The following is a 15109-nucleotide window of genomic DNA, read 5'->3' as shown; positions in this document are numbered from 1 at the left end:
GATGGGATCACTGACCACATGGAACCGGCTCGAGCCGCGCACGCGCAGCGAGTCGCTGCCGGGTCTGGCCGCGCGGGTCGGTGATCCGCTCTGGCTGTTGGGTCGCCAGGACCAGGTCGGTGAGCTGACCGGATCGGACACCGCCTCGATCGTGTCGGCCACCATCGCCTACGAGGTCGCGCCGATCACCCGATGGGCAGCCGGAACACCGGCCGCCGGTGACAACGGGACGCCTCTGCCGCACGGAGTGCCGTTGGAGTCGCTGGTGGACGCAGTGACCGATCCTGTCGGTCGACGCGAGCGCGCGGCCGCCGGGTCACGGTTCCTGCGGTTCCTCGGTGACGATCTGGTCCGCGAACACGGGGAGGCGTTGCGGCGCGAGTTCGCCGTGTCGGTGCTGTCGGGCGACGAGAGCTCCCGGTCGGATGATCTGGGCGTCCGGAGGGCGGCGTTGCTGGGTGGGCGCGCCATCGACGGGCTGGCCCTGCGGCTGGCACCTGCCTTCCCCGACCCTTCCTCGGTGCGTGAGCGGATCGGTGTCCGCCCCATCACCGCCGATGCCTTCGACCGTGCTCTCGATGCCTTCGGTGACTGGTGGGATGCCCGCCACCCGCTACCGACCGGGGCGTGGCAGGCGGACAGGCTCGCTGCGCCGTTCGCCCTGGGCGCCCGCACGGCGTCCGGGGCCGTCACGCTGCACGCGCCCGATCACCGGGGTGGCCGCGTCGACTGGCACACCTTTGACGTCGGCTCCGGGACGCTCGGGGCCGGAGACCCGGCTCCGGTCCCCACCGGGCCGCTCACGGTGCTGCCGGGGCGGCTTGCCTTCCCCGGAATGCCGTCCTCGCGCTGGTGGGAGTTCGAGAACCGCGCGGTCGATCTCGGCCGTCTCGAGGCCGCGCCCGACGACCTCGGCCGGCTGCTGCTCGCCGAGTTCGCCCTGGTGTACGGCAACGACTTCTTCGTGGTGCCGCTCACGGTGCCTGCCGGCAGCCTCACCCGGATCACTCGGCTGGAGGTGCTCACCACGTATGGCGAGCGGGTGACGATCCCTCGCGCGGGCACGCTGCCTGGGCGCAGACCGTGGCGCATGTTCGAGATCGACGGCGACACCGAGGGTCGGCTGCTGATCGCGCCGTGCGCGGTGGACGTCCTCGACGGTCCGGTCGCCGAGGAGGTGCTGTTCACCCGGGACGAGGCGGCGAACCTGGCCTGGGGCATCGAGATGCGCGTTCCCGGCCCGGCCGGCGGGGCGGTCGAACGCCGTCAGGTCGAGGCAGAGCAGGCGCCCGCTCCCGTGCGGACGTCCACCCTGCGATATCGACTGGCCAGCACGGTCCCGGACTCCTGGCTGCCTCTCGTGCCCGTCGAGGGTGGGGAGTCCCTCGAGCAGAAGGGCGGCGGCCCGGTGGGGACGCTGCTGACACAGGGCTCGCCGTTCCGGCTGGTCACCAGTGAGCTGCCGCGGGTGGGGCGTCGGGTGACCCGGCGCAGTCACCTCGCTCGGGCGACGGATGGGACGAGACGGGTATGGAGTAGTTGGGCGGCGCGCAGTGGCCGTGCCGAGAGCAGTAGCGGCCTGAGCTACGACGAACTCACCGATGTGGCGGAGTAGGCACCCCGTCGTGCTCCCTGATCGTTCCACTCGTTTCGGACTGCCCGCTGGGCGGGTCCTACTGGTGATCGTCGTCATGCTCTTGGCAAGGGTAATCCGTAGCATTCACCACCATCCCGGGAGGCACCGATGACGACGCCCAAGCCCTCCTCGGCGCCTGACAGCTTCCTGGCTGCCGAGCTGGAGAGGGAATACAAGAACTGGCGAACAGCGACGAGGGCCTATGGGTTCACGTACTACTTCTCGCGTGTGTCGCTCATCATCCTGACAGCCGTTGTGGCAGCGAAGGAGTCCCTCGCGGACAGTTTCGCGGGGGGACTCACGTCATCGGTGCCGGTGCTCGCAGTCGCCGCCGCGATCCTCACTGCTTTCGACACCTGGCTCAAGCCGCAACAGAAATGGCGTGGATTCATGCAATCCAGGGACCGGATTGCCGACCTGAGAATGAAGTTCGAAGGTGGCTTGGATCGAGACCAGGTGAGGCGACAGTTCGACTCGATTCGGAGGGCTCACAAGGAGAGCAACGTCTTCTGACATCCGGTCGCTCGTCGGCCGTCTCCGCGGCGATCGGCGTTGTTCAGCCGTGATGCTTGCTCTGATCGCCTCACCGACGGGATCGTCGCGAACGAGCCCAGCGAGGCGCCTTCGGTCCTTCGTCCAACAGTGCTCGCCTGACGGCGGGCTGTACGAGTTCGAACCGTGGCCACACGACGATTCCCAGGATGCGAATCGAGGCGTCCCTGATCACGCCGGAGGAGACCGCGCGGGCACGGATCCGGGGTGGTGCCACGTCCTTCCACATGTTGATCCACGTCGTGATCTGTGCCTTCTTGCGCGCGACGGCGGCCTGGAGAGCGTCGTGGGGGCGCTCCGCCAGTGGAGCGGAATCGAGGACCACCACGACGTCCGGACGGGGCGGGGGACCTCATGGATTGTCGGGGCCGTCGGGGCGGTCGGGGTGGGCTGCGAGCTGGGTGATCCTGCCTGCCACGTCCTCCCGGCCGGTGCCGCGCGCCTCCTCGATCGCGCGCTGGGTGACGGCGTCCGGGACGGCGACACCCACCGGCCCCCGCAAGGTGGCGATCACGGCGTCCCAGTCGTGCTGCAACGCGAGCGTCAGCATCAGCATCGCCGCAACGTTGCCGTCCCCGGGCCGCCGGGCGATCTCCTGGGCGAGCAGGGCATGGCCCTGCTCCGGGTCGCCGGTCAGGGCGAGGACGGCGCCGTGCACCGCAGGGTCGACGACCACATCGGAGGGTCGTGAGGCGAGCACCTCCCGCGCGCGCTGCGGCTCATTGACCCACAGCAGCCCGACGACCGCCTGTTCCGGCGTCTGCGCGTCTGCGGCGGACGGCGTCGCCGAGCGGCGCAACGTGAGCCCGTTGGTCACCGCGAAGAACACCATGAAGAGGGCCAGGAACGCCTGCCGCAGAACGACATAGGCGAGGACTGCAGCCAGCCCGGCGACCACGACGGAGACGCCGGCTGCGCGGCGTGCGCGGACGGCGGGCGCCCCCGGAAGCAGTTCGCGCATCGCCTGCCCGCCGTCGAGGGGCAGCACGGGCAGCAGGTTGAGCACACTCCAGCCGATGCAGGTCCAGATCCCGGTCCGCAGCGCCGAGTTCTGCCACCCGGCCGGGTCCAACCCGGCGCCGAACGACCGGTCCACCAGCACCAGGACGGCGCCGATGGCCAATCCGACGAAGGGCCCGGCCAACGAGATCCCGAGCGAGCGTGCCCGCGACAACGGACCGGGCGTCGCGAACGTGGTGACGCCGCCGAATCCGGCGAGCGCGATCTGGGGCTGGGCACCTGCCGCGCGCGCCGTCACCGCGTGACCGAGCTCGTGCACCAGGACGGCGACGGGCGTGATCAGCAACCACAGTGCCATGTCGGTCAGCGTGACGCCCGGGTAGTACCCGAGCACGGCCATGATCAGGACAAAGGACAGGTCCAGATGCACCGGGAAGCCGAGCACCCGCCCTCGAAGGAGCGGGCGACCACCCTCCATGGACGTGCTCACGGTGCTGCCTCCCGGCGATCGCCCTGACGAGGCCGGCTCGGCCTCGTGACCATGTTCCACCGCCAAGCTGCAGATCCGCTGAGCGGGGCGCCGTCACAGGAACAACTGTCCTTCCGCCACGAGCACCCCTGATCCCGACAGCTCAACCCGCTCTCCGTCGACCAGCACGTCGAGCACACTCGGCCGACCGATGGCTCGCCCCTGCTCGATCCGCACCGTCACACCGTCGTCAGTGACACCGTGGCGGACGAGGAACGCGGCCAGCGGTCCGGCCGCGGTTCCCGTCGCCGGGTCCTCCGCGAGGAACATCCTCAGGTCCGCGGAGACCGGTGAGGCGCTGTCGACACCGGCAGGACGTCGTCCCCGATCTGCTGCGTGAACTGCGTCCGGTCCTCGGGCAGTCGCCCGGCGGCGGCCAGCCAGATCCAGGCACCCATGGCGTTGTGACCCGCCCCCAGTACCTCTACGCCACCGGGGGTGAAGGAGCGCAACCGGTGGTCGGCGTCCTGACGAGTCGGCGAGACGAGGAACGTCGTCTCCGACTGGTTGAACTCCTTGGCGATCGCTGTCATCTGCGAGTCCGTCAAGCCGTCGGCATCCGGAACCAGGGCCAGCGGATTCCCGGTCAACGGCTCCTCGGCGAAGACGTCCACCCACACGAACGGAACACGGGGCACGGTGCTCTCCCTCAATTGGCGAAGAAGGCCGCGAGATCGGCCGCGACGAGTTCGGGCACCTCGAGGACCGCGAAGTGCCCACCGCGGGGGTGGCGGGTCCAGGTGGTGATGTGGTCGTTGTCGCGTTCGGCGAAGACCTTGATCGTCTGGAAGTCGTCGGCGAACACGCTGACCCCGGTACGGGCGTGGTTGACCTGCGGCTCCGCCTCGCTGCGGGCGTCGGCGTAGTAGGTGCGGGCCATGCCGGCGGCGGCGTTTGCGAACCAGGCGACGCTGACCTCGAGCAGGATCGTCTCCAGCGGAACCAAGGAGGTGCCGTTGCCGAAGTTCTCGAACAGTTCGCTGTAGGCCAGCAGGCCCACCGGGGAGTCGCTCAGCGCGGCGCCGATCGTCTGCGGGCGGGCGGCGTTCATCGCGTTGTAGCCACCGACCGACTGGAACCACGCCATGTGTTCCAGGCCGGCGTAGTCGCCCGGTTCGAGGCGCTCGAACTCGCTCGGGTCCCCGGAGGGGAACGAGAACAGCTGCAGCACGTGCAGGCCGAGGAAGCCCTCGGGCTCGATCAGGCCGAGTTCGCGGGCGACGAGCGCGCCGTGGTCCGAGCCGTGCACCCCGTAGCTCGGGTAGCCGAGGGCGCGCATCAGCACGTCGTACGCGCGAGCGACCCGTGCGGTCGTCCAGCCGGGATCGGGCACCGGGTTGGACCAGCCGAACCCCGGGGCGTCGGGCACGACGACGTCGAACGCGTCCTCGGCCCGTCCGCCGTGGGCCACCGGGTCGACCAGCCGGTCGATGACGTCCAGGTAGTCGACGCTCGAGCCGGGGTAGGTGTGCGCCAGCAGGAGCGGGGTCGCGCCGGGGTGCGGGGACTTCACGTGGATGAAGTGGAACTGCTGACCGTCGATCTCGGTGATGAAGTGCGGGACGGTGTTGATCCGGCGTTCGGCGGCCCGCCAGTCCAACTGCCGCCAGGCTCGGACGGCGTTGCGCAAGTATGCGACGGGGGTGCCGTACCGCCAGTCGTCGTCCGGGGCGGGCGGTGCGTAACGGGTGCGGTCCAGCCGGGCGTGCAGGTCGGCGAGCTCGGCGTCACTCACGGCCACCGTGAACGGCCGGACGACGAGCCCCGGGGTGGCGGGCTGTTGGGTGGGCGAGGTGGCGGCGAAGGCCTTCGGGTCTGTGGTCATGAAGGAAACGCTAGGAGGGCAATAGGAACGGATGGTTCCTGTTGAACCCGGGATCCGTGACAGGATCGCCGGATGGCGGAGGCGGCTGAGCGACTCCTGGAGTTGCTGACCCTGCTGGGAACCCGACCGTCGTGGTCGGCCCCCGAACTGGCCGACCGGTCGGGCGTGACGACACGGACCGTCCGCGCCGATGTCGCCCGGCTGCGCCGACTCGGCTATCCGATCGAGGGCCAACGCGGCGGCCACGGTGGCTACCGGCTGGGTCAGGGAGGGAAGCTGCCGCCGTTGCTCCTGGACGACGACGAAGCGGTCGCGGTCGCGGTGGGGCTGCGGACCGGAACCGGCATCGTCGGTCTGGCCGAGAGCAGCAGCAGCGCGCTGACCAAGCTCGAGCAGGTGCTGCCGTCCAGGCTGCGGGGCAGCGTCGATGCGCTCGGCTCGACGATCGACCGCGCGCCGGAGAACACGAATACTGACGCACCGGACCCCGAGGTGCCCGCGGACCGCCTGCGCGCGATCGCGGCGGCCATCGCCGATCACGAACTCCTCCGCTTCGACTATCACCTTCCCGAGCCCGTCGATGTCGAGCCCGCAGGCCTCGCCGCGCCGCCGGTGTTGGTCGAACCGTGCCGCCTCGTCCACTGGCATCGTCGCTGGTACCTCGTCGCCCGCGACGTCGACCACGATCACTGGGACGCCTACCGGGTCGACCACCTCGACCTGCGGATGCGCACCGGCTCTCGGGTGGCTTCCCCCTCGCGCGTGCCTGGCGGTGACGTCGTCGCCTTCCTGATGCGGAGGGTCGCGATCACCGGGTGGACCGTCCGGGCACGCCTGCTCGTCCACGCACCGGCCGCCCAGGTCCTGGCGCGCATCCATCACGCCGTCGGCGTCGTCGAGCCCCTCGACCGTGACACCTGCGTGCTCTTCACCGGGGCCGACAGCCTCGACACCGTCGCGGCGTACATCGGCATGCTGAGGTACGACTTCACCGTCGAGTCGCCACCCGAGCTCGTGCCCCTGCTCCAGGCCGTCGCCGACCGGTATCAGCGCGCGGTGACCGCGTCCGGCGCTGTCGCCGCAGGGCCGCGCTCTCCCAGGGTCCGCTGAGCTCGTCCGTGGGGTTGGGTTCGTCGTTCTCGAACCGAGCGACGAGGTCGTCGGCGTGCTGCAGGATCTCTTCGACGGCTCGGGGCATGGTCATCACCTGTGTATCACGCCGGTGCTGTTTGCTCTCGATCAGTGCATGGGCACCCGGTCGATGACCTTCGCGTTTCTCGTGCCGTTGTTCGCGACCGTCCTGACTGCGCCCTCGGCGCCTGCTCTGCTTCGGGTCTTTCGGTCCCGGGTCTCGCACTCGATGGCGCGAGCCGCTCGCGGGCGGAACCTCACCGGGGCGCTGCCCGCGCCCAACCCATCGCTGATCGCGCGTCCCGATCTCGTCCTGCCTCATGGTGTTCCGCCGATCCCGAGGGTTTCGCCGGGCATCTCTCTGACCAGCGGGTCTGGATTGGCCGATCCGCTGGAACGCTCGCGACAGGTGCGGCGCCGGATCGCGGCCGCCTACGGCGCGGGAGCCGCCGTCCAAGCTGTCTGGACCACCTCGGTCGTGGTCCTCTCGGGCGGGTACTCGGCAGTCTCGATCTGGCTGATCGTGCTGGGGGTCATGGCGTTGCCCATGGTTCCCACCCTCGCCATCGTGCTGTCCGCTCGTCCTGGGACGAGGTTCGGCTGGACGATCGGTGCAGTCCTCGCCGTGTGGGCTCTGGCGTCCTGGTTCTCGGTCGCCGAGGTGGTCGGTGTGCTGATCGCGCTCTACGCCGCTCCGCCGATCGGCATCTACCTGCTGATGAACGCTCGGTTCTGGCGAGCTGCGGCGCCGCTGGTCATGGTGGTCGCGCTGGCCATGGCCACGGGGTGGTTGGCGGGGTTGGAGGTGGCGCGCCATCTTGCTGCCACCGGCAGCGCGGTGTGGGCATGGCGACTGATCGGCGCAGCCGTGGGCGCTTCTTCCGGGCTGGTGGCTCTCGGGGCGGCGGTGCGGGGCTACCGACGTGGGCTCCTCAGCGACCAGATGGTCTTCATCGGCGTGTGGTGGCTGTTGGTGACCGTCGTCCAGGTCGCGGTGCTGAGTACCGTCGAAGGGGCGGCCGCTCTGCTCCTGGCCTCAGGACTCGCCCTCGGTCTGCTGGTGAGCCGGCTGTTGCTCAACGGGACGGGGTCGGGTCAGCCTCCCGTGCCGGTTCGCCTGCTGCTCCTGCGCGTCTTCGGTCACGACCGCCGCAGCGAACGGCTGATGGACGAGCTGGCTCAACGATGGCAGCCGATCGGCACCATCGACCTGATCGCGGGCACCGATCTGGCCGTACGCAGTGTCGAGCCAGACGAGTTCTATGCCTTCCTCACGGGCAGGCTGTCGCGCGAGTTCGTAGCCGGGGACGACGAGATCCCTTGGCGTCTTGCGCAGCGCAGCGAACGCCGCGGGCCAGACGGGCGGTTCCGGATGAACCAGTTCTTCTGCCACCAGGACGTCTGGCAGGCGATGCTCGGGGCGCTCGTACACACCTGCGACGCCGTCCTGATGGACCTGCGCGACTTCGACTCCTCGCGACAAGGCTGTCTCTATGAGGTCCAGCGACTCGGCTCCTTCATCGGGCGAAAGCCCATCGTCCTGTTGACGAATGATCGGACGGATCTGGGTGTGGTCGAGTGGGTTTTCGCGGGGGCGCAGGCACAACTCCCACCGCAGGCGCGGGCGATGGGTGCGACCTTGTGGGCATTGGATGCCCGAGGGCACGAGTCCGCCATCGTGGACTCTGCGGTGGCACTCCTCCACGGCGCGCGACCGGCGTGAGAACTCGGTTCGGTGGGTCGCAGAGGGCCACGTCTCAGTAGAGCTTCGCCGACGTCGTCTGCTTCACCCCGGGCTTCAGGTCGATCGACGTCAGCGTGACGACGTGCCCGGCGACGTCGGTGAGGCGGACCCGGAACGGCCCCGAGCCGGGGTTGTCGTCCAGTACCCAGAACGCGTTCTGGCTGCGGGTCATCGACCGGAACGCACCGCTGGGGCCGGCTACGGCCACCGACTGCAGGGCGTTGCCGATGTTGTCGAGCTGCAACGCCAGCCAGTACGGGTTCGAGCCGTCCTTGACCTGCACGACGATGTTCCCGGACACCGCGGGGTTCCGCACGGTGCGATAGCTGATCGGGACGACGCCCTTGACGGGGTCGTCGAGCGCGGCGAACGCCTCGGTGCTCAGATCGATGTGCCCCGTGGCGCATTCGGGGCAGAGGTTGTCGACCTTGACCAGGATCGTGCCGCGGGCTCCGGTGACGGACAGGTAGCTGCCGCAGGCCTTCGAGCCGGCGAACTCGGCGGGTCCGACAGCGGCCGTATAGCGGGAAGCGGGGATGGACAACGTCATACAGGCGCCACCGGGTGCGGCGGGAGCGTAGTAGGTCGCCTGACCGCGGGTGCCCGACGTGGCGCTCCTGGACGTCGTCGGGGGCTTGGGTTTCGCGCTGGTGGTCGTGGCTGCTCTGGACGGCGCGGCGCGAGACGTCGCCGGCCTCGTCGCCGGCGTGGGTGATCCCGTCCGCCTGACGTTCGGCGTCGGGGTGGCGGTGAGTCGCGGTGTCGCCCCGGTGGTCGGCGGCTGTTCCTCGATCGCGGTGCGCGATGCCGCGCTGTCCGGAGACACCACCTGCGTGGGGACGGACGTGGCGCTGGTCGCTGTCGTCTCGGACGGCCTGAACAGGCCCGCGACGGCGATCGCGAGAACCAGCGCGATGCCGCCGATGATCACCACGCCCAGCGCGAGGACGTGGGTCGGGAATCGCCGCCTGCTCATGGGCGCCGACGGTAGGCGCCCGGAGATCGTGGAGGGATCAAAGCACTGCTAAACGTCACCGTTGGGTGCCGGCCTCAGGCCGGCAGGACCATCGAGCGCCGACGACCATCTACTCGCCGACCACCTACTGCTCACGGACCCCGATGGCGCCGAGGTCCACGTACATGCTGGTGGCCGGGCCTTCGAGGTAGCCCGTGATCTTCGAGCCGTGGAGGCGATGGAACATCGGGATGTCGAGCGGAATGTAAGCGAATTCCCGGCCCAGGTGCTCATCGAGCTCGGCGTAGGCCTCGGCCCGCTGCCGTGGGTCGCCGAGCGCCATGGCCTCGTCGATCATCGTGTCGACGACCGTGCTGGTGTAGTGGCGGTAGCTCGGCCCGTACTTCGTCGCGTCGTCGTCGACGATGCGGGAGTCGAACGCCGGCGGGATCACCGCCGAGACCGTCGGCCACCACACCATCTGACCGGTCACCACGACGTCCGACTCGGGGTCGACCCCGAACGAGGCCATGGTGCCGAGCGGATCGATGGTGGTGAGGAATCCCGCCGCGTCCCAACCCTTCTTCAACGCCACCAGGGCGTTGTCCATTTCCGGAGTGCCACCGCACGGGCAGAACACCGTGATCGGGTAGGGCAACCGGAGGCCGGCCCGCTGCAGCAACGTCTTGGCGCGTTGGGGGTCACCGGCGTCGGGAGCGGTGAATCGTGGATTGGCCCGATAGCCCGGCACGAGCGGGTTGATGATCGACCGGGCGGGGGTGGACACCCGGTCGCCGCCCAGGGCCGCGCTGTACGCCGCCTTGTTGGTGGCCATCGCGAAAGCCTGACGGACTGTACGGCTCCTCATCCGCGTGACGTTGGGCATCAAGAAGGACGTGAACGATGACCGGACGAGAGTCGACCGTTCGGCCACCGATCCGGTGACCTGCCCGAAGAAGGCCGGCGGGATCGTGCGGTCGGTCACCGCCGTTTGGTCGTCGCCGCTGTCCTCGATGAGGCGCCGGGCAATGTCCTCGGCGGGCAGAGCGAGCTGGAACACGATCGTGTCCGGCAGGGCCTTGCGAACCCCGTCGGTCCTCGGGTCGTAGTTCGGGTTGCGCACGAAGGTGGCCGACATCGACATCGGCCCCCAGGCCCCCTCCAGCCGGTAGGGACCGTTGGAGAAGATCTCGAGGTTCGAGCGGACACCGCGGTCTCGATCCGCGCGGTAGGGGTCGAAGATCCGCAGTGCGGCGATCGCCAGCGGGAAGTCCGGCCACGGCCGGTTGAACCGATAGGTGATGGTCCTGCCACGGCAACTGACCGCCCGATCGACATCGGCCTGGCCCTGCGTCGTGCCCGGACCCTGGTAGGTCGCAACCCCCTGACGACGAGGCACGTCGAGGTAGCCGAGCGCGTACGCCGGTGCACCGGTGAGCTCCTTGGCCGCGAACGCGCGCGACAGACCGTACTTCACGTCCTGGCACGTGATGGCCTTGCCGTCCTGCCAGGCGACGCCGTCCTTCAGCGTGAACGACCACTGCCTGCCGCCGTGCTCGGAGGTGCCGGTGTCGGTGGCCAGGTCGGGCACGGGAGTGGTGGCCCGGTCGGGGTCATCGGTCACCGGGAATTGCACCAGGCTGCGGTAGACGAGGCGACCGAGGTTGGCCAGGTCGCGGGCGGTGGAGGTCCGTTGCGGATCCAGATGCTCAGGCGGCCTCTTCGTCAGGTAGTAGAGCGTCCCACCGGGGCGCGCGCTCTCCCCGCCCGACCTGATCGCTGTTCCTGCCGAAGGGGTTCCAGCCGCCGCGGACCCCGATCGTGGGGCGTTCGGCTCGTTCCCGGACGTCAGGGCGCAGGCGCCGAGCAGGATCACACTGCCGAGTGAGATCCACGTGGCGGCAAGGAATGTGACAGGAGACCTGCCGGTCATGCGGCCCACGACCACCTTCCCCCCCGATCGATGCGTCTGATCTCGCGACTCACCCGACCCTCGGCGAGATCTGGATCAACGACAGGGGAATGCTAGTCCGCGATTCAGCGGGTACCCGCTCCGACGAGCATCTCGCACGGGCCGACGAACCCGGCGTCGGTCTCGAAGCGCTGCAGGGCCGTCGCGATCTCGTCCCAGACGGCCGGACGACGCGCGGCGGGCACACCGGCGAGCATCTGGTGCAGGGCGCCGAAGGACTCCCGTTCGAAGCGCGCGCACTCGGCGGCCGATGCCAGCCGCAGCGGCGCGGGCACGGTCTCGACCCTCACGTCGTGGAACCCGGCGTCGATCAGGGCCTTCTCCATCGCTCCGGGCGCACCCAGGCTGAACGGCCCCGGCTGACCCGGTTGTGGCGGGGGGAGCTCGGCCCGTGCCCGGATGATCGAGACCGGCAGCGAGAAGAACTCGTTGCGCTCGGGGGTCGAGTACACCACCGCGGCGAGCCGGCCGCCGTCCCGCAACGCTCGTCGCATCCCGGCAAGGGCTCTCTGCTGGTCCGGGAAGTAGATCAACCCAACTCGTGAGATGACGGCGTCGAACGACTCCGCGGGCACGGAGTCGAGCGCCTCGCCGTCCGCTTCGAGTGTGTCCACGGTGGTGAGCCCGGCCGCGGCGGCCGACTTCGCCGCGTGGGTGAGGATCGTGGGCGAGATGTCGGTGGCCAACACCCGGCCGGCTGCTCCGACGCGTCGGGCTGCCGCCAGGCTCTGCCCGCCGGCGCCCGCAGCCACGTCGAGCACCCGGCTGCCGAGGTGCACTCCGGCGGCGTCGAGCATGGTCTCGGTGGCCTGGCCCAACCACTGCTCCAGAACCGGACCCCAGCGGTGCCAGGCGTCTGCGGCGTCCTCCCACTGCTGCCGAGTGGTGACCTTGTACTGGATCGGGTCGAATCCCATGAGCTGCTCCGTTCGTCAGGGCACGCGTGATGCGCCGAAGTGGGCCGCGATCGGCCGTCAGCGGCAGCGTGTCCGGCTGCCAGGTGGCCCGGCAGGTGAGGCTTGGGCAGTCGGCGCTGGACGGCGCACACGGATTCGCACACGCTGGACAGGTCGAGTTGTCCTGAAACGAGTGCAGGTCCGGCTCGCAAGCCCGTCGTGAGGTGCGCGATCGTGTCCGGGATGGTCCACCTGAAGCTCATCGGCAAGCCGAGGATCGAGGACTCGGCCGGCCGGATCCGACCGCTGGGCGGGCAGAAGTCGTGGGCCGTGTTGGCCCGGGTGCTGCTGTCCGAGGTGCCGGTCAGCCGACACGAGCTGAGCGCCGAGCTCTTCCCCCAGGCCGCGGACCCGCTGGGGGCGCTGCGCTGGTGCCTGGCCCGGATTCGCCAGGCGATCGGTTCGTCCGAGGTCTTCCTCGGCGACCCGGTCACGACGGATCTGCCGATGGGGGTCACGGTCGATGTGCAGGCTCTGCGGGACGGCCGTCTCGACACCGGCTCGGTCGGTGAGCTCGTGGAGGGTATCGATCCGCGGTGTACGCCGGAGTTCTCGACGTGGCTGTTGGTGGCGCGTCAGCAGGTGTCGGCCCGGATCGCCGCCCTTCTGCGCGAAGAGACCATCACGGCGATCTCGCGCGGGCAGCTCGATCGAGCCATCGAGCTGGCCGGGATCGCGGCTCGCCGCGCCCCCTACGACGAAGGGGCGCAGGTGCTCCTCGTCCGCAGCCTGGTCGCCGCCGGCCACGCTGACGCGGCTCTCCGGCACGTAGCCGACGTGGAATCGCTGTTCCGCGCCGAGCTCGGTTGTGACCCCTCGGCGGCCCTGCGCAGCGCCGCCCGATCCAGTGTCTCGGCTGATCCGCCCGGAGTGTCGACCGGGGCGATCGCCAGGGGTCTGGTGGATGCCGGCCGGGCTGCCATCACGGCGGGCGCCGTCGAGGCGGGACTGGAATGCCTGCGGCGGGCAGGCGCCCAGGCCGAGGCGATGGGCGACGACCGACTGCTCGGTGAATGCCTGCTCGAGTTGGGTACCGCGCTCGTGCACACGGTCAGGGGGTTCGACGACGAAGGCAGTGTGCTGCTCGAGCAGGCCGTTCAGCGCGCGCGTGCCTCGGGTGATCGACGCACTGCGGTCGCAGCCCTGCGCGAACGGGGCTACGTCAACTCGTTGGCCGGACGGCGGCCGGAGGCCCAGCACCAACTCGACCTCGCCCTCGAGCTGGCCGATGGTCTCCCGGAACTGCTCGTCGGCGTCCACGCCATCTCGGCTGTGAACCTGTCCGACTGGGGCCGGTACGACCCGAGCATCGAGCGGTTCGAGCTGGCCATCGACCTCGCCCGATCCGTCGGGGACCGACGCTGGCAGGCGTGGGCACTCGGGCTCGGCGGGTGGACAGCCTTACTGTCCCAACGGATCCCGACCGCGGTCGCGTGGCTCACGGAGAGCCTCGAGGTCGTTCGTGGCCAGCAGTGGGTCTCGTTCGAGCCGTTCCCCATGGTCGTCCTGGCGGAGGCTGGCCTGGCCCGAGGCGCTGCTCCGGCGATCTCCGAGGTGGAGCGCTGCTTCGCCATGAGCTGCCATCTCGCCGACCCCTGCTGGGAAGGTGCCAGCAGTCGCATGCTCGCTCTGCATCGCGCCCGCGACGGCGATACCGACGGGGCACTGCGCTGGCTGGCCGTGGCCAGAACCCGAGCCATGAGCAAGTCCGACACCTGGGCCGCCATGATCGGGGCGATTCTGCTCTCGGAGGCAGAGATTCGCCTCGAGGCGGGTGATGCCGCCGGAGCGGAAACGGCCTCGAGAGAACTGGTCGCGCACGCTGCCCGGACCAACCTGGACGAACACCTACGGCGAGGGCTCGAATTCCTACCGCGCGTCGGCTGAACGGTCGTCACCCCCAGCCGCGGCTGCACTCCGGACCACCGACAGCCCTGCCGGGGAACGGCCCCGAGCTGCGAGGTCCCTGTCCACGCCTCGGCCGTCAGGCCCGGTCGGCCAGACTGTTCAGCTGTGACATGAGTCTCTGGGTGCTCTCGGCGTCCAGAATCTGGGCAACCTCCGCGGTGAATGCCTCGGTGCCCATGATCTGCAACAGCCCCACCAACGCGTCACCATCGATGGCCGCCTGGGGTACCTCGATCGCGATCCGCACCGCGAGCGCCCGAACATGCAGCTGAACCGCATCAGCGTGCAGTCCCTGCTCGGTGCGCAGGATGCCCAGTTGGCTCCACGTCGTGGCCAGGTTGGTCGGATCGTCGAGCTGTTCCAGGATCGTCAGGGCTCGCAGGTAGCCGGTTTCGGCCGCTTGGAGGTCGCCGCGGGCTTGCGCCAGCATCGCGAGTTGGTGATGGGCGGCGGCGATGCCGGCGCGATGGCCGAGCCGCTCTTCGAGGGCCAGCGCCCGTCGGAGTACCTCTTCGGCGGTCCGGTGGTCACCTCGGTCTTGCGCCAGGATCCCGAGCAGACCGAGGCAGTTCGCCAGGCGGGCCTCGTCGCCGAGCCGTTCGAAGATCGTCACGGCACGCCGGAAGGACGTTTCGGCGGTTTCGATGCGGCCCTGGTCCTGCGCCACGACCCCGAGCTTGGCGTGAATGCCGGCAACACCGGCTTGATCGTCGTCCCGCTCGAAGAGGCTCAGGGCGTGTCGGAGGGAGTCTTCGGCCGTCCGGTAGTCGCCGTGCGACAGCGCGAGCAACCCGCGCTGCTCGTGGTCGGCGGCAGTGGCGCTCGGCTCGGGTCGGCGAAACCCCGGAACACGCATGTCGCACCCCCGTTTCGCGGCCCGCGCACACCCTGGCAGATCACAGGCCTGCTCGGGTAGGGCGGATCGGCCCGATCCAGAGTCG

General features: G+C 69.8%; 11 protein-coding genes and 1 pseudogene. 5 read left to right on the top strand and 7 right to left on the bottom strand.

What is annotated here, in order from left to right; all coding sequences use genetic code 11:
• The first annotated feature begins 1 nt into the window (after position 1).
• Both IPK24_15380 and IPK24_15375 read left to right on the top strand, forming a co-directional pair.
• Positions 2-1615 (top strand): hypothetical protein, encoded by a 1614-nt coding sequence (locus IPK24_15380; GenBank protein ID MBK8076909.1) that lies wholly within the window; start codon positions 2-4, stop codon positions 1613-1615.
• 129 nt (positions 1616-1744) lie between these two features.
• Positions 1745-2149 (top strand): hypothetical protein, encoded by a 405-nt coding sequence (locus tag IPK24_15375; GenBank protein MBK8076908.1) that lies wholly within the window; start codon positions 1745-1747, stop codon positions 2147-2149.
• A gap of 391 nt (positions 2150-2540) precedes the next feature.
• Here the strand turns inward: IPK24_15375 and IPK24_15370 are convergent, their stop codons facing one another.
• The 3 genes and pseudogenes from IPK24_15370 to IPK24_15360 all read right to left on the bottom strand — a co-directional run bounded on the left by IPK24_15370 (position 2541) and on the right by IPK24_15360 (position 5502).
• Positions 2541-3638, bottom strand: coding sequence for a hypothetical protein (locus tag IPK24_15370; GenBank protein MBK8076907.1), 1098 nt, complete (start codon positions 3636-3638; stop codon positions 2541-2543).
• 93 nt (positions 3639-3731) lie between these two features.
• Positions 3732-4210, bottom strand: a pseudogene (locus IPK24_15365) (PhzF family phenazine biosynthesis protein).
• Between the two features lie 116 nt (positions 4211-4326).
• On the bottom strand, positions 4327-5502 hold the full coding sequence (locus IPK24_15360; GenBank protein ID MBK8076906.1) for an epoxide hydrolase: 1176 nt from the start codon (positions 5500-5502) through the stop codon (positions 4327-4329).
• A gap of 72 nt (positions 5503-5574) precedes the next feature.
• Between IPK24_15360 and IPK24_15355 the strand changes: the two genes are divergently transcribed.
• Together IPK24_15355 and IPK24_15350 are read left to right on the top strand one after the other, a co-directional pair.
• Positions 5575-6612: a WYL domain-containing protein gene (locus tag IPK24_15355; GenBank protein ID MBK8076905.1), complete on the top strand. Its 1038-nt coding sequence runs from the start codon at positions 5575-5577 to the stop codon at positions 6610-6612.
• Between the two features lie 55 nt (positions 6613-6667).
• Positions 6668-8356: a hypothetical protein gene (locus IPK24_15350; GenBank protein ID MBK8076904.1), complete on the top strand. Its 1689-nt coding sequence runs from the start codon at positions 6668-6670 to the stop codon at positions 8354-8356.
• Between the two features lie 34 nt (positions 8357-8390).
• On the opposite strand, the gene IPK24_15345 is transcribed toward IPK24_15350, so the two are convergent.
• From IPK24_15345 to IPK24_15335, 3 genes are all read right to left on the bottom strand, one after another.
• Entirely contained in the window at positions 8391-9353 is a 963-nt protein-coding gene (locus IPK24_15345; GenBank protein ID MBK8076903.1) for a hypothetical protein, read from the bottom strand.
• Between the two features lie 124 nt (positions 9354-9477).
• Positions 9478-11265, bottom strand: coding sequence for an ABC transporter substrate-binding protein (locus tag IPK24_15340; protein ID MBK8076902.1), 1788 nt, complete (start codon positions 11263-11265; stop codon positions 9478-9480).
• 104 nt (positions 11266-11369) lie between these two features.
• Positions 11370-12221 carry a methyltransferase domain-containing protein gene (locus tag IPK24_15335; GenBank protein ID MBK8076901.1) on the bottom strand — a complete coding sequence of 284 codons (852 nt, stop codon included), beginning with the start codon at positions 12219-12221 and terminating at the stop codon, positions 11370-11372.
• 213 nt (positions 12222-12434) lie between these two features.
• On the opposite strand from IPK24_15335, the gene IPK24_15330 reads away from it, so the two are divergent.
• On the top strand, positions 12435-14147 hold the full coding sequence (locus tag IPK24_15330; protein ID MBK8076900.1) for a hypothetical protein: 1713 nt from the start codon (positions 12435-12437) through the stop codon (positions 14145-14147).
• 97 nt (positions 14148-14244) lie between these two features.
• On the opposite strand, the gene IPK24_15325 is transcribed toward IPK24_15330, so the two are convergent.
• Positions 14245-15024 carry a tetratricopeptide repeat protein gene (locus IPK24_15325; GenBank protein ID MBK8076899.1) on the bottom strand — a complete coding sequence of 260 codons (780 nt, stop codon included), beginning with the start codon at positions 15022-15024 and terminating at the stop codon, positions 14245-14247.
• Between the last annotated feature and the right edge of the window lie 85 nt (positions 15025-15109).

This window comes from Kineosporiaceae bacterium (assembly GCA_016713225.1).
Lineage (GTDB): Bacteria > Actinomycetota > Actinomycetes > Actinomycetales > Kineosporiaceae > JADJPO01.
Note: the sequence above shows the minus strand (reverse complement) of the source record. Positions and strands in the feature narration are given on the sequence as shown.

What these genes read in the sequence shown, in the direction of transcription:
- IPK24_15380 (MBK8076909.1), top strand. Translation starts at nt 2, where the DNA reads ATGGGATCACTGACCACATGGAACCGGCTCGAGCCGCGCACGCGCAGC.
- IPK24_15375 (MBK8076908.1), top strand. Translation starts at nt 1,745, where the DNA reads ATGACGACGCCCAAGCCCTCCTCGGCGCCTGACAGCTTCCTGGCTGCC.
- IPK24_15360 (MBK8076906.1), bottom strand. Translation starts at nt 5,502, where the DNA reads ATGACCACAGACCCGAAGGCCTTCGCCGCCACCTCGCCCACCCAACAG.
- IPK24_15355 (MBK8076905.1), top strand. Translation starts at nt 5,575, where the DNA reads ATGGCGGAGGCGGCTGAGCGACTCCTGGAGTTGCTGACCCTGCTGGGA.
- IPK24_15345 (MBK8076903.1), bottom strand. Translation starts at nt 9,353, where the DNA reads ATGAGCAGGCGGCGATTCCCGACCCACGTCCTCGCGCTGGGCGTGGTG.
- IPK24_15340 (MBK8076902.1), bottom strand. Translation starts at nt 11,265, where the DNA reads ATGACCGGCAGGTCTCCTGTCACATTCCTTGCCGCCACGTGGATCTCA.
- IPK24_15335 (MBK8076901.1), bottom strand. Translation starts at nt 12,221, where the DNA reads ATGGGATTCGACCCGATCCAGTACAAGGTCACCACTCGGCAGCAGTGG.
- IPK24_15325 (MBK8076899.1), bottom strand. Translation starts at nt 15,024, where the DNA reads ATGCGTGTTCCGGGGTTTCGCCGACCCGAGCCGAGCGCCACTGCCGCC.